At 64.7% G+C, this 13587-nt stretch carries 12 protein-coding genes; 4 read left to right on the top strand and 8 right to left on the bottom strand.

The features are described from left to right. Positions 1–93 precede the first annotated feature (93 nt). Positions 94–1125, top strand: a complete 1032-nt coding sequence (locus O4220_RS24985) for an Lrp/AsnC family transcriptional regulator (RefSeq protein WP_269608248.1) — start codon at positions 94–96, stop codon at positions 1123–1125. Here O4220_RS24985 and O4220_RS24990 read toward each other — a convergent pair. Further along, complete coding sequence (locus O4220_RS24990) at positions 1114–1578, bottom strand: hypothetical protein (protein ID WP_269608249.1); 465 nt, start codon at positions 1576–1578, stop codon at positions 1114–1116. The genes O4220_RS24985 and O4220_RS24990 overlap by 12 nt on opposite strands. A 110-nt stretch (positions 1579–1688) precedes the next feature. On the opposite strand from O4220_RS24990, the gene O4220_RS24995 reads away from it, so the two are divergent. Next, a complete protein-coding gene (locus tag O4220_RS24995) occupies positions 1689–2564 on the top strand; it encodes a bifunctional methylenetetrahydrofolate dehydrogenase/methenyltetrahydrofolate cyclohydrolase (protein ID WP_269608250.1) in 876 nt (291 codons plus the stop codon). Here O4220_RS24995 and O4220_RS25000 read toward each other — a convergent pair. The 7 genes from O4220_RS25000 to O4220_RS25030 form a co-directional block, all read right to left on the bottom strand. Then, on the bottom strand, positions 2534–3337 hold the full coding sequence (locus O4220_RS25000; protein WP_269608251.1) for an IclR family transcriptional regulator: 804 nt from the start codon (positions 3335–3337) through the stop codon (positions 2534–2536). The two genes, O4220_RS24995 and O4220_RS25000, sit on opposite strands and share 31 nt — an antisense overlap. A gap of 59 nt (positions 3338–3396) precedes the next feature. Continuing rightward, positions 3397–4089 carry a GntR family transcriptional regulator gene (locus O4220_RS25005; protein ID WP_269608252.1) on the bottom strand — a complete coding sequence of 231 codons (693 nt, stop codon included), beginning with the start codon at positions 4087–4089 and terminating at the stop codon, positions 3397–3399. A gap of 41 nt (positions 4090–4130) precedes the next feature. Continuing rightward, positions 4131–5282, bottom strand: coding sequence for an aromatic ring-hydroxylating oxygenase subunit alpha (locus O4220_RS25010; RefSeq protein WP_269608253.1), 1152 nt, complete (start codon positions 5280–5282; stop codon positions 4131–4133). A 94-nt stretch (positions 5283–5376) separates the two neighbouring features. After that, the gene (locus tag O4220_RS25015) at positions 5377–6540 is read right to left on the bottom strand and encodes an NAD(P)/FAD-dependent oxidoreductase (protein WP_269608254.1); all 1164 of its coding nucleotides are present in this window, start codon (positions 6538–6540) and stop codon (positions 5377–5379) included. Beyond that, positions 6537–6899, bottom strand: coding sequence for a bifunctional 3-phenylpropionate/cinnamic acid dioxygenase ferredoxin subunit (locus O4220_RS25020; protein WP_032405160.1), 363 nt, complete (start codon positions 6897–6899; stop codon positions 6537–6539). Before O4220_RS25020 ends, O4220_RS25015 begins: the two co-directional genes overlap by 4 nt. A 303-nt stretch (positions 6900–7202) precedes the next feature. Then, positions 7203–7835 carry an MBL fold metallo-hydrolase gene (locus O4220_RS25025; protein ID WP_269608255.1) on the bottom strand — a complete coding sequence of 211 codons (633 nt, stop codon included), beginning with the start codon at positions 7833–7835 and terminating at the stop codon, positions 7203–7205. Next, entirely contained in the window at positions 7832–8917 is a 1086-nt protein-coding gene (locus tag O4220_RS25030; RefSeq protein ID WP_269608256.1) for an S-(hydroxymethyl)mycothiol dehydrogenase, read from the bottom strand. The genes O4220_RS25025 and O4220_RS25030 overlap by 4 nt, the downstream gene beginning before the upstream one ends. A gap of 492 nt (positions 8918–9409) precedes the next feature. On the opposite strand from O4220_RS25030, the gene O4220_RS25035 reads away from it, so the two are divergent. Beyond that, positions 9410–10921 (top strand): BCCT family transporter, encoded by a 1512-nt coding sequence (locus tag O4220_RS25035; protein ID WP_269608289.1) that lies wholly within the window; start codon positions 9410–9412, stop codon positions 10919–10921. 191 nt (positions 10922–11112) lie between these two features. Further along, positions 11113–13578 carry a GcvT family protein gene (locus tag O4220_RS25040; RefSeq protein ID WP_269608257.1) on the top strand — a complete coding sequence of 822 codons (2466 nt, stop codon included), beginning with the start codon at positions 11113–11115 and terminating at the stop codon, positions 13576–13578. Positions 13579–13587 lie beyond the last annotated feature (9 nt).

The following is a 13587-nucleotide window of genomic DNA, read 5'->3' on the forward strand; positions in this document are numbered from 1 at the left end:
GGTGGTCATAGTGTGGAGTCGGGTGATCGGAGCGCGAGAATTTTCGTTGGATTCGATCATCTGTGGCGAGAAAGCAGGTGTTATGTGCGCGAAGTGCTGACAGAATCCGAGCTTGCGCTCATCCATGCCCTTCAAGTGACACCGCGAGCCTCGTGGTCCGATCTCGCGCCCATCCTCGGGACCACCGCGGCAACGCTGGCTCGTCGGTGGCAGTCGATCACGGAGCGGGGACTGGCATGGATCACCGCGTATCCCGCGCCGCTGACCGGTGGTGGGTCGATCACCGCGATGATCGAGGTGAACTGTGGTCGAGCGGATTCGGCCGACCTCGTCGACGCGTTGGTTCGAGACCCTCGGGTGGTATCGATCGAGCATGCCGCGCGGGGTCGAGATCTGGTGTTGACGGTGCAGACGTCGACGCTCGACGAGTTGTCGGGCCTGGTGTTGGACGAGCTACCCGGTTTCGCCACTGTGCAGTCGACCCAGACGCACACATGTACCGCGCTGCATGTGGAGGGGAGTCGCTGGCGGCTCGATTCCCTGGACAGCACTCAGTTGTCCGCCATTGCTGCGCTCGGTCGTGTGGGAGACAAACCCGGGTCCACCAGGCCGGAAAGCTTGACCGACGAGGTCGCGCGGTCGCTCGTCGGTGAGTTGACCGGAAACGGTCGGGCGTCGGCGCCCGAGATCGCGTCGGCTCTGGGGCGGCCCGCGTCGTCCGTCCGTCGTCAGCTGGCGGCGCTGCTGCGATCGCGAGCGGTGGTGCTGCGCTGTGAGGTTGCCCAGGAAGCGACGCGATGGCCGATCACCGTCACGTGGTGGTGTCGCCTGCCGGTGCAGGAGCATCACGAGGTTGTCGATGTCCTTCGCGCACGTCCGGAATTACGACTGTGCATGTCGCTCACCGGTCCGGCGAATTTCCTTGTCAGCATGTGGGTGTCGTCCGTGCCGGACATTCTGCGAGTGCAGGACTGGCTCGAGCAGCGAGCGCCCGATCTCGACGTCGTCGAATCGTCGGTGACCCTGCGTTCACGTAAGCGGATGGGCTGGGAACTGCGGGCAGACGGACGGGCGACGGGGTTCGTCACCTCCCTCGGCGGGTCGTCCTGGACGCTACCGGGCTGAGCGCTCCGGCGTCGTGCGCACCCGGTAGTTGTGCCATGCCTGCGCTGCGGCGGGCAGACCGACGACGCCGATGCAGACGACGGCCACTGCGACGGGCCAGTGTAAATATCCGTTCCTCGCGACCAGTGCCACGCCGAAAGCGGCCATCGGCATTCCGTAGGTGAGCAGTAGGTCCACTCGCCGCGGTTCGACCAGCGGCCGGCCGAGCCAGGGAATTCGGCGGCCCGCGTTCTCGCTCATCGTTCGCCGCGTCGACGCAACGACGAGCGCCGCGCCGATGATGGATGCAGAGACCCCTGCCGCGAGCGACCACGACTGCCGTTCGTCGACGAAGGCCACCGTCAGAACGAAGGCGGCAAGAACGACGTGGGCACCCCACACTTTCCACGCAGGCGCGGACTTGCGCTCGTCGTGCTGCACGTCGACCGGCCGCATCGGCTGCAGTGGCTCCATGGTCCGACCCTCCCACACGGCCTCTTGACCCGTAACCGAATCAAGCCATAGTCTGGCCGACAGTTGATATATCAGAGCCGCAGCGGCCTGCCGAACCGAGGAATCACAGTATGACCACAGCGCTCAAAATCGACGGGACGGCGGTCAGCGCGATCGTCAAGGACGATCTTCGACATCGCGTAGAACGGCTCGCCCAGCAGGGGATTCGGCCCGGTCTCGGCACGATTCTGGTGGGCGACGATCCGGGTAGCCGCTCCTACGTCGCGGCGAAGCATCGCGACTGTGCCGAGGTGGGACTGCATTCGATTCAGGTGCGGTTGCCCGCGACCGCGACCCAGCAGGAGATCGAAGACGCGGTGCACGCGCTCAACGACAACCCGGAGTGCACCGGCTTCATCGTCCAGTTGCCGCTTCCCCCGCACATCGATACCCATCGGGTGATCGAACTGATCGATCCGCGCAAGGACGCCGACGGACTGCATCCGACCAATCTGGGTCGGCTCGTGCTCGGCATGGACGGGCCGTTGCCGTGCACGCCGCGCGGAATATTGGAACTGCTTCGCCACCATGATGTTCCGATCACCGGCGCACGCTTCTGCATCATCGGGTGCGGCATCACGGTCGGGCGCCCGCTCGGGTTGATGCTCACCCGGCGAAGCGAGCACGCGACGGTCACGATGTGTCACGAAGCGACCGTCGACACCGCCGCGCACACTCGGGCCGCCGATGTTGTCATCGCCGCTGCGGGGGTTGCGCATCTGGTGCAACCGGATTGGATCAGTGCCGGGGCAACGGTGCTGTCGGTAGGAATCACCCGCACCGTCGAGGGCATTCTCGGTGACGTGCACCCCGGCGTCGAGCAGATCGCGGGGCGGCTCAGTGGAGCGACAGGCGGCGTCGGTCCGATGACGCGGGCAATGCTGCTGACGAACGTGGTGGAGTGTGCGGAAGCCGCTCAGGCGGAGGGAATGAACGACTCGCGGTAGCCCATCTTCTCGCTGATCTCGGCCGTGGCGGCCAGCACGTCGGGGACGATGGCCCGCATTCTGGTTTCGTCGAAGCGATACACCGGACCGGAGACGCTCAGGGCCGCCGTCGTCTTGCCGGTGTAGTCGAGAACCGGAGCTGCGATGGCATTGAGTCCGGTCTCGTACTCTTCGACGACCACTGCATACCCGAGGGACACAGCGGCGTCCAGTTCGGCCGTCAAACCGGCTTTGGTGGTGAGGGTGTGTTCGGTGTATCGGTGGAGGTCGAGCGAATCGACCACCGTCCTACGAGTGTCGGCGTCCAGCGCGGCGAGCAACACCTTGCCGCTGGCGGTGGCGTGCAGAGGAGTCTGTTCCCCGATCCAGTTGTGGGTACCGACCGAACTGGGGCCGCGTGCCTGATCCAGATGTATAGCCGTATCAGCCCGCAGCACAGCGATATTCACCGTCTCGCCGAGCTTGCCTGCGAGGCGTTCGCAGACGGCGTGGCCGTATTCGGTGATCTCGAGTCGCTCGGGTACGGCGGCGGCGAGCCGCAGTACTCCGAGGCTGAGTCGGTACTTTCCGCGATTGTGCGTCTGCATCACCATGTCGTGTTCTTCGAGCGACGCGAGCAGCCTCGACACCGTGGACTTGTGCACACCGATCTCGGTGGCGATGGCGCTGACACCCGCCTCCCCGAGCCGGGCCACGACCTCGAGCACCCGAAATGCGCGGTCGACAGATTGGACGCCGCCCTCGGGGGCACGTGTCGAATCGTCGGTTGCCACCCCCTGGACTATACGTACCGGACACCTACCTGGTGGTACGCACCCTCGGGCAGGTACTTCTAGATGACGGCGCGAACCGCGTCGTCGAACTCGGTCACATGGGCACGGGCGATGGCAGCGGCCGTTTCGGTGTCCCCGGCCGCGATCGCCCGGAGCAGCGCGGTGTGGGTACCCACGTGATCGGCGAGCGGGGGCAGTCGATCCATGAACAACCAGAAGATGCGCGAGGCCAGATTGTTGTAGCGAATCAAGGCGTCTTCGAGAACCGGGTTCGCCGCCAGCCGGTACACGGTGCGGTGTACCTCCGCGTCCCAGTTGATCAGGTCGTGTTGGCTCGGGGGTTCCGCCTCGAACTTCTCGGTGCGGTCGGCCATGCCCAAGAGAACTTGACGTTGGGTCGCTGTTGCCGCGGTGGCGGCCTTGGACGCGGCCAGGGGTTCGAGGCGCTGGCGGATCTCGGAGATGTCGCCCAGGTCGGCGACGTCGATGGAGGTTGCGAAGGTGCCACGGCGGGCATGTGAGATCACCAGGCGCTCGTACTCGAGCCGTTTCAAGGCTTCGCGCACCGGCGTTCGGCCGACGCCCAGCTCGGCGGACAACGCCGACTCGACCACGGCTTCACCTGGCTTGATCGTCAACATGATCAGCTTGTCGCGAATAGCCGAGTAGGCGACGTCCGCCATCGTCGCCCCCGGTTCGCCCGGCACCCCCGACGATCCGGGGGTGCCCGGCGACGCGACCTCGACACTCATGGTCACCGATCTTATCGGCACCGAGTGCGGGCCAGGGTCGGTCAGGCCTCGATACGGTTCTTCAGCCAGTCGTGGAAGATGCCGATGTGGTGTTCGCTGCCCACCAGCACCCCGCCGTTGCGGTACTTACGGGAGTTCATGGCGGGCTGGCAGCGCTCGCATGCCTCGAAATCCTGCAGATTGACGCGGTGGAACAACTCCACCGAGTGCTGCAGGTCCCGACCCGAGGCGACGACACCGGGCAGATACAGCCAATCGCATTCCACCAAAGTGTGATCGGCGGCGATCGGATACATCCGGTGGATGATCACGTGATCCGGGACGAGGTTGACGAACACCTGCGGCCTGACGGTGATGGCGTAGTAGCGCCTGTCCTGTTCGGGCGCGATTCCGGGGATGGAGTCGTGTCCTTCGGAGCCGTCGAGCGTGAATCCGCGGACCGACTCCCCGAATTCGGCTCCGTGGCCCACGTAGTACTGGGCGGCGTAGCCGTCGGCGAACTCGGGCAGCACCTCGGTCAGCTCGGGGTGGATGGTGGCGCAGTGGTAGCACTCCATGAAGTTCTCGATGATGAGCTTCCAGTTGGCCTTGACGTCGTAGCTCACGCGTCGGCCGAGTCCGAGGTCTTCGATCTTGTAGCGGTCGATCGACTCGACGTCACCGAGTCGATCGCGGATGTCCTGCACCACAGTGGTGTCGAAGGACGCCGGATTCTCGCTGAGATTGACCCAGACGTATCCGAGCCATTCCTCGACCGATACCGACGACAGGCCGTAGCGAACCCGGTCGATGTCGGGCATCTTGGTGAGATTCGGTGCGGCAATGAGCTTTCCGTCGAGGTCGTACGTCCAGGCGTGGTACGGACATTGGAACGATCGCTTGACTTCGCCCTTGTCCTCCATGCAGATTCGCGCGCCGCGGTGTGCGCAGACGTTGAGGTAGGCCTTGATGGCCCCGGTTCGGGTGCGCGTCACGATGACGCTCTCGCGGCCGATCTGCACGGTACGGAAGGCACCGGGCTTGTCCAGATCCGCGGCACGGACCGCGCAGATCCACAGCTCCTCGAAGATCTTCTCCTGCTCGAGCTCGAAGATGGCCGGGTCGGTGTAGTAGCGACCGGGAAGGGTGGAGATGAGACTTTCGGGCAGGGGAAGGGCGGGTGCGGGCGGCGTGGTGTCGGGAATGGTGGTCAAGGGGTCCTCCGTACGTGGCCGATCTTGTGGATCGGTGACGAGACGTCAACTGGGATAGTGGAATACGACGAGCGGAACAACAGTCTGGGTGTGGTCAGACCGCGCGAGCGGGTGCCGAGAGCTGACGGCGCCAGCGGGTGAACAAACGGACCTGATTGACACCGAGTACGCCGACCGGAAGTCCGTCGGATCGGTAGACGGCGAGGAAGCTCCCTAGCTCGGGCGAACCCTCTTCGATGGTGCATTCACTGTCCGGTCCGGCGGTGCCGGCGAACTGAATGCGTGACCCGTACTGGTCCGACCAGAAGTACGGAGGTTTGACGTGTTGGCCGCCGTAACTACCCGAGAGCAGGGTGGCCACTGCGACGGTCGGTCGTTCGGACGCTCCGGCCCAGTGCTCGACGCGCCGATGGGCACCGGTCGAATCGAGCCATGCGGCGCAGTCACCGACGGCGACCACTCCGGGTACAGCGGTTGCGCCGCCTCCGTTGCACAGGATTCCGTTACCGAGAGCGAGTCCGCTTGTGCCCAGCCAATCGATGTTCGGGATGCCACCGATCCCGACGACCACGACATCGGCGTCGAGAACTCGGCCGTCCGCGAGCCGAACGCCCGTCACTCGGTCGGTGCCGGTCAGTCCGTCGACGGCGATTCCGCAGATCAACGTGGTGCCGTTGTCGCGGTGCAGATTGCCCACCGCGCTACCCAGTCGCGCACCGAGTGGTCCGGCGAGCGGTGACGGGGCGGCTTCGACGACGGTGACGTCGAGGCCCAGTTTCCTTGCGGTGGAGGCTACTTCGGCTCCGATGAAGCCTGCGCCGATGACGACCAGACGCGCACCGGGCGCGAGTTCTGCGCGCAGGCGGTCGGCGTCGTCGATCGTACGCAACACGTGCACACCGGCGAGGTGATCGGTGCCGGGTAGCGATCGCGCACGCGAGCCGGTGGCCAGGACGACTCCGTCGGAGGTCAGCTCCGTGCCGTCGTCGAGGGTGACGGTGCGACGCGATGGATCGAGTGCGGTGGCGCTACGTCCCAGAATCCAGGTGGCGTCGAGGTTTTCGTCGTCGGGCTCGAGGGCGAGTGTGCTCGCGTCCACGTCGCCGACGAGGTACTCCTTCGACAGGGGAGGGCGGTCGTACGGGCGGTGGCTCTCAGCTCCGACGATGGTGACCGAGCCGTCGAACCCGGCCGCCCGCAGGGCACGTGCAGAGCACAGGCCGGCCAGGGAGGCTCCGACGATGGTGACGCTCTTCATGAATGTCCCTCGGCGGCCAGCCGGCTGCGAACGTCGGGTGGAAGATTGGGGGTCGCGGTGCTCAGCTCGATGTAGATCACACCGTCGTCGACGACAACGGTGTGAGTACGAACCGGCAACTTCGCGGGGGGAGCGTCGACGGCACCGGTGCGCAGGTCGAAGGTGGACGCGTGCAGCGGACATTCGACCGCGCACCCTTCCAGCCATCCGTCCGCGAGCGACGCGTCCTGGTGCGTACAGGTGTCATCGATCGCGAACAGCTCACCGTCCTCGGTGTGGAACACCGCCACGGGAGGGGTCGTGTCGACGCGCAGAGCTTCGCCGCCCGGGAGGTCGGCCAGGGGACACACCTTGAGCATTCGGATCCTTTCTGTATCGCTATGCGGAACACGTCTTACTTCCCGCAACAACAGTGTGAACATCGACACAAGATCGTGTCAATAGGAGACAGCACTTTTCACCGCTGTGAAACATGATGTAACTCGATTCGGACAAACCGCACGTTCTGCCAGCTGAACACGTGGTTAGCGCGTGCAAGGACCTGTTCGTCCGGTGCGAGGTGACATCGGCCCGGCGGTGCGCACAGTGGCCGTCAGGGCTGTGCGCAGCGCCGGGTCTCCACTACTGATTAGTAGAAAGTACCGACTTTGATATATCAGCACTCAGCTGTCGCGGGCGATCCATTCCTCGAGGTGTGGTGCCTCGTCGCCGATGCGGGTGCCGTCTCCGTGTCCGGTGTTGACGCGGGTGTCGGCGGGAAGCGCGAACAAGCGGTCGCGGATGGACCCGATGATGGTCGGGAAATCCGAGTACGACCGCCCGGTGGCTCCGGGACCGCCGGAGAAGAGGGTGTCGCCGGAGAACAACTGCCCCGCGTCGGGCAGATACAGGCACGTCGAGCCGGGTGAGTGGCCCGGGGTGTGCAGCGCGAGGATGTCGGTTCCGGCGACGGTGATGCGCTGACCGTCCTCGAGGGTCGAGTGCCCGACACCGGGGTGGGTCTGCTGCCACAGCATGTCGTCGGCGGGGTGCAGCAGGATCGGCGCATCGAGGCTGTCGGAGAGTTCGGGGGCGACGGTCACGTGATCGTTGTGTCCGTGAGTGCAGACGATCGCGGTGACGGTCCGGCCGGCGACGGCGTCGATGATCGGGGCTGCGGTGTGCGCGGCGTCGACGATGACGACCTCGTCGTCGTCGCCGATCAGCCAGATGTTGTTCTCGACATCCCAGGTGCCGCCGTCGAGGCTGAAGGTGCCGGAGGTGACGACGTTCTGGACACGGAAGGTCCCGCTCACAGGACCACCACCGACCGCAGCACGGTGCCCTGATGCATCTTGTCGAACGCGGCCTCGACGTCCTCGATGCCGATCCGCTCCGACACGAATTTCTCGAGCGGTAACCGGCCCTGTTGATACAGGTCGACCAACTGTGGGAAGTCGCGTTCGGGTAGGCAGTCGCCGTACCAGGACGATTTCAGCGATCCGCCGTGGGAGAAGAAGTCGATCAGCGGCATCTCGAGGGTCATCTCCGGCGTCGGGACCCCGACGAGGACGACGGTGCCGGCCAGATCGCGGGCGTAGAAGGCTTGTTTCCAGGTTTCCGGGCGGCCGACGGCGTCGATGACCACATCGGCACCGAAGCCCCCGGTGAGGTCCTGGATGGCCTCGACGGCGTCGAGAACGGAGGAGTCGACGGTGTGGGTGGCGCCGAGTTCGAGGGCCCAGTCGAGTTTTCCTTTGTCGCGGTCGACGGCGATGATCGTCGACGCCCCCGCCAGGCGGGCTCCGGCGATCGCGGCATCACCGACACCACCGCAGCCGATCACGGCGACCGAATCCCCGCGTGAGACGTGGCCGGTGTTCATCGCGGCCCCGAGTCCGGCCATCACCCCGCAGCCGAGCAGCCCGACGACGGCGGGATCGGCGGAGGGGTCGACCTTGGTGCACTGTCCTTCGTGGACGAGGGTCTTCTCGGCGAACGCACCGATCCCCAGGGCGGGGGTCAGTTCGGTGCCGTCGTCGAGGGTCATCTTCTGGGCGGCGTTGTGGGTGTCGAAGCAGTACCAGGGGGTGCCGCGTTTGCAGGCGCGGCATTCTCCGCACACCGCGCGCCAGTTCAGGACGACGAAGTCGCCGACCTCGACGTGCTCGACGCGGTCGCCGATGGTCTCGACGATGCCGGCGGCTTCGTGTCCGAGCAGGAACGGGAACTCGTCGTTGATGCCGCCCTCGCGGTAGTGCAGGTCGGTGTGGCAGACCCCGCAGGCCTGAACTTTCACGACGACCTCGTTCGGGCCGGGATCGGGAATGGTGATCGTCTCGATGGAGACGGGTGCGCCCTTGCTCTTGGCGACGACGGCACGGACCTGCTGCGGCATGGTTGATACTCCTGAGGTTCGGATGAAGCGGCACTCGATACCGCTGCGTGTTGGAATCGAGTTAATATATCAGTTACCGGACAGTATCGAATGTTAAATGCGAGTATCGAATTCGCCTCGAATTTCGTGTCGCAGAGCGAAAGTGCGCTGGTGAAGGCTTATGTGTAGTGAGCTATTTCCGCGCTGAGTGCATCGATGTGCATTGCCATCTCTTGACATAGCCCGCGGGTCGGCTCAGTCTTGTTCGGGTTCGAGTAAATCAATGTTGCGCACAGAGCAACGCGTCGCGCACTTCACCGACCACCCACGCTGCGTGCACGGGCGACACACCTATTCGGCGAGAGCCGGAGGGAGAACGATGTGACAACGAACAGCAAACCCCGGGGCGACAAAACTCGGGTCGCGTCACCCGAGAAACATGCCCCTCATCAGTACGGCCCCCTCGAGGTCTATCACCACGGAGAGGAGGGCAAGCCGCGCACCGACAAGGTGGTGTTCGGTATCACCGCCGCCATCGTGATCGCAATCCTGGCGTGGGGCATCCTCGGCACCGAGAACATGAAGTCCGTCAACGCGTCCGTACTCGACTGGGTGGTGACGAACGTCGGCTGGCTGTTCATCTTCTCGGCCACCGGGTTCGTGATATTCGCGATCTGGCTCGCGCTCAGCCGATACGGAAAGATTCCGCTCGGCAAGGACGGCGAGAAGCCCGAATTCAACACCGTCAGCTGGATCGCGATGATGTTCAGCGCGGGCATGGGAATCGGCTTGATCTTCTGGGGAGTGGCCGAGCCACTCACTCACTTCGTCACCCCGCCTCCCGGAATCACCGATTCGACTGTGGGAACGGCGCTTTCGACAGCCATCTTCCACTGGGGATTGCACCCGTGGTCGATGTACGCCGTGGTCGGATTGTCCATCGCCTACGGTACCTACCGGATGGACCGCAAGCAGCTCATCAGCTCCTCGTTCATCCCGCTGATCGGTCGTCATGCCGAGGGCCCCATCGGCAAGGTCATCGACATTCTGGCGATCTTCGCCACCATGTTCGGCACCGCGGCATCGCTCGGTCTCGGTGCCCTCCAGATCGGTTCGGGTATCGAGGTTCTCGGCTGGGTCAACCAGGCAGGGACTCTTCTGCTCGTGGCCGTCGTCGCCATCCTGACGCTCGCGTTCGTGGCCTCGGCAGTGTCGGGGATCTCCAAGGGAATTCAATGGCTCTCCAACATCAACATGGTGCTGGCCCTCGTGCTCGCGCTGTTCGTGTTCGTCCTCGGACCCACGGTGCTGATCCTGAACCTGCTGCCCACCACCCTCGGTGACTACGCCGCGCACATCGCCGGCATGTCGGCGCGTTCGGCGGCATCCGGTGGTCCCGAGACCGAGTCCTGGCTCTCGTCCTGGACGATCTTCTACTGGGCCTGGTGGATCTCGTGGACCCCCTTCGTCGGAATGTTCCTCGCTCGCATCAGTCGCGGCCGCACCATCCGCCAGTTCGTCATCGGCGTCATTCTCATCCCGACGTCGGTGAGCTTGGTCTGGTTCTCGATCTTCGGTGGAGCGGCAATCGGCGAGCAGCAGAAGGGGACCGAAGACCTGGTGGCCCTCGGTAAGCCGGAATCTCAGCTGTTCGCGGTTCTCGACCACTTCCCGTTGGCCGGCATCTCGTCCGTGCTGGTGATGGTGTTGGTCGGCATCTTCTTCGTCAGTGGGGCCGATGCCGCCTCGATTGTGATGGGCACCCTGTCGCAACGAGGCACCCTGGATCCGTCCCGTGGGGTCGTCGCCTTCTGGGGTGTGGTCACCGGCGGCATTGCGATCCTGATGCTGTGGACGGGAGGATCGGACGCCCTCAACGGGTTGCAGACGATGACCATCATCGTGGCGGCACCGTTCGTGCTGGTGATGATCGGTACGTGTGTCTCGCTGTACAAGGACGTCACGAACGACCCGTTCATCGTCAAGAGCCCCAAGGCTCCACCCAAAATCAAAACCGGTAAGTAAAGTCCGACAAGTGAAGTGAGCCGTTGGTGCGGGACGCGTACACACGCGTCCCGCACCAACGGTATTTCGGGGGTTGACCTCTACGACCCCTGCCCATACTCTTGATATATCAATCTATGGTTAGTTGTCGTGCAGGCCGTCCATAGCTTCGGCCGAGCTCCATCTCTCCACCCCGATACGGAAGGACCACCATGGGTTCACCGAGAGTTGTCATCATCGGCGCCGGCATCGTCGGTACCAACGTGGCCGACGAGCTCACCGCACGCGGTTGGGATCGCATCACCGTGCTGGATCAAGGGCCGCTCCCTCTCACAGGTGGATCCACTTCGCACGCACCGGGTCTGGTGTTCCAGACCAATGCGTCCAAGACGATGACCGAACTCGCCCGATACACGGTCGAGAAGTTCATGGGCCTCGAGGTGGACGGGCAGTGGTGCTTCAACCAGCTCGGTGGCCTCGAAGTGGCGACCACCGAGGAGCGACTGGCCGACCTGCACCGCAAACAGGGTTGGGCCACGTCCTGGGGAATCGAAGGGTCGGTCATCGACCCGTCCGAATGCGCCAAACTGCACCCGCTGTTGGATCGTTCGCGTGTTCTCGGCGGTCTGTACGTCGAGACCGACGGTCTCGCCAAGGCGTCCCGCGCCGTCGTGGCACTGACCCGACGCGCAGAATCGCGCGGAGCCGTGTTCCGCGGTTCCACCAAGGTCATCGGTATCGAACAGACGGGTGGCCGAGTCACCGGTGTGGCAACGGACAACGGCGTCATCGAAGCCGACATCGTGGTGTCCTGCGCCGGCTTCTGGGGCCCCGATGTGGGCGAACTGGTCGGCATGAAGGTGCCGCTGCTGCCGCTGGCGCACCAGTACGCCAAGACCGACCAGATCCCGGAACTGGTGGGACGCAACACCGAAGCGGCCGAGGCGGGCATGCCCATCCTTCGCCACCAGGATCAGGACCTGTACTTCCGCGAGCACGTCGACCGTCTCGGCATCGGCAGCTACGCCCACCGTCCGATGCCCGTCGACACCAAGACCCTGCCTGGCGGAGACGGTGTGTCGGACGATGCCATGCCGTCCATGCTCGACTTCACGCAGGAGGATTTCGCCCCGTCGTGGGAGCAGTCCAAACTGCTGTTGCCGTGCCTCGAGACCGCCAAGATCGACCACGGCTTCAACGGAGTCTTCTCGTTCACGCCGGACGGCGGACCGCTGCTCGGTGAGTCCCCGGACGTCAAGGGCTTCTGGATCGCCGAGGCCGTATGGGTCACGCATTCGGCCGGAGTCGGCAGGGCCATCGCACAGCTGCTGGTCGACGGTCGTTCCGAGGTGGAACTGCACGGATGCGACGTCAACCGCTTCGAGGACTTCCAACTCGATCCCGCGTACGTCAGCGAAACCTCGCAGCAGAACTTCGTCGAGATCTACGACGTCCTGCATCCCTCGCAGCCGCGGATGTCTCCGCGTGATGTTCGGGTCAGCCCCTTCAACGCGCGGCAGCATCAGCTCGGTGCCGTGTTCCTCGAAGGCGGCGGGTGGGAGCGGCCGCACTGGTACGAGGCCAATGCCGATCTGGTGCAGCAGCTTCCGGCCGAGTGGCAGCCGCCGAAGCGTGACGAGTGGGCATCGATGTTCCATTCGCCCATCGCCGCAGCCGAGGCCTGGAAGACCCGTACCGCCGTCGCCATGTACGACATGACCCCGCTCAAGCGGCTGCGCGTGCGCGGCCCCGGTGCGCTGGCCCTGCTCGAAGGATTGACGTCCGGCAAGATGGACAAGACCGTCGGAGCCGTGACGTACACGTTGGCTCTCGACGAGAAGGGCGGCGTACGAAGCGATCTCACCGTCGCTCGGTTGTCGGCCGACGAATTCCAGGTCGGTGCCAATGGCAATCTCGACTTCGACTACCTGCGCCGCGAGGCGCCGAGAGACGGCAGCGTCACCGTCGACGACATCACCGGATCCACGTGCTGCATCGGTCTGTGGGGTCCGCACGCCCGCGACGTCGTCGAAAAGCTGACCCAGGACGACTTCTCGAACGAGAACTTCAAGTACTTCCGCTGCAAGCAGGTTCGCATCGGGGGAGTACCCGTCACTGCGATGCGGCTGTCGTACGTGGGCGAGCTCGGTTGGGAGCTGTACACCACCGCCGATTACGGTCAGCGACTGTGGGACATGTTGTGGCAGGCCGGTTCCGAGTTCGGCATCATCGCAGGCGGGCGCGCTGCGTTCAACAGCCTGCGCATGGAGAAGGGCTACCGGTCGTGGGGTTCGGACATGACCACCGAACACAACCCCTACGAGGCAGGTCTGGGCTTCGCGGTGCGCTCGCAGAAGGGTGAATTCCGCGGCCGCGACGCCGTCCTGGAAATGTCGGACGACACCGTCTCGAAGAAGTTGGTCTGCCTGAAGATCGACGACGGCACGTCGGTGGTACTCGGCCACGAGCCCGTCCTGGTGGACGGCGAACCCGCCGGTTATGTCACCAGTGCCTCGTTCGGGCATACCGTCGGCGCGCCGATCGCCTACGCCTGGGTGCCGGCACGGAGCGCAGAACCCGGTGCAGCAGTCCAGATTCGATACTTCGATCGGCTCGTGTCCGCCACCGTCGTGGCCGAGCCCCTCGTCGACCCCGAGATGGCCAAGATCCGCAGCTGACGACCCACC

This window comes from Rhodococcus ruber (assembly GCF_027270735.1).
GTDB classification, from domain to species: Bacteria; Actinomycetota; Actinomycetes; order Mycobacteriales; family Mycobacteriaceae; genus Rhodococcoides; species Rhodococcoides rubrum_A.

Excerpts from the sequence above, each read along its gene's own strand:
- O4220_RS24990 (WP_269608249.1), bottom strand. The coding sequence starts at position 1,578 with ATGGAGCCACTGCAGCCGATGCGGCCGGTCGACGTGCAGCACGACGAG.
- O4220_RS24995 (WP_269608250.1), top strand. The coding sequence starts at position 1,689 with ATGACCACAGCGCTCAAAATCGACGGGACGGCGGTCAGCGCGATCGTC.
- O4220_RS25005 (WP_269608252.1), bottom strand. The coding sequence starts at position 4,089 with ATGAGTGTCGAGGTCGCGTCGCCGGGCACCCCCGGATCGTCGGGGGTG.
- O4220_RS25015 (WP_269608254.1), bottom strand. The coding sequence starts at position 6,540 with ATGAAGAGCGTCACCATCGTCGGAGCCTCCCTGGCCGGCCTGTGCTCT.
- O4220_RS25020 (WP_032405160.1), bottom strand. The coding sequence starts at position 6,899 with ATGCTCAAGGTGTGTCCCCTGGCCGACCTCCCGGGCGGCGAAGCTCTG.
- O4220_RS25030 (WP_269608256.1), bottom strand. The coding sequence starts at position 8,917 with ATGCCGCAGCAGGTCCGTGCCGTCGTCGCCAAGAGCAAGGGCGCACCC.
- O4220_RS25040 (WP_269608257.1), top strand. The coding sequence starts at position 11,113 with ATGGGTTCACCGAGAGTTGTCATCATCGGCGCCGGCATCGTCGGTACC.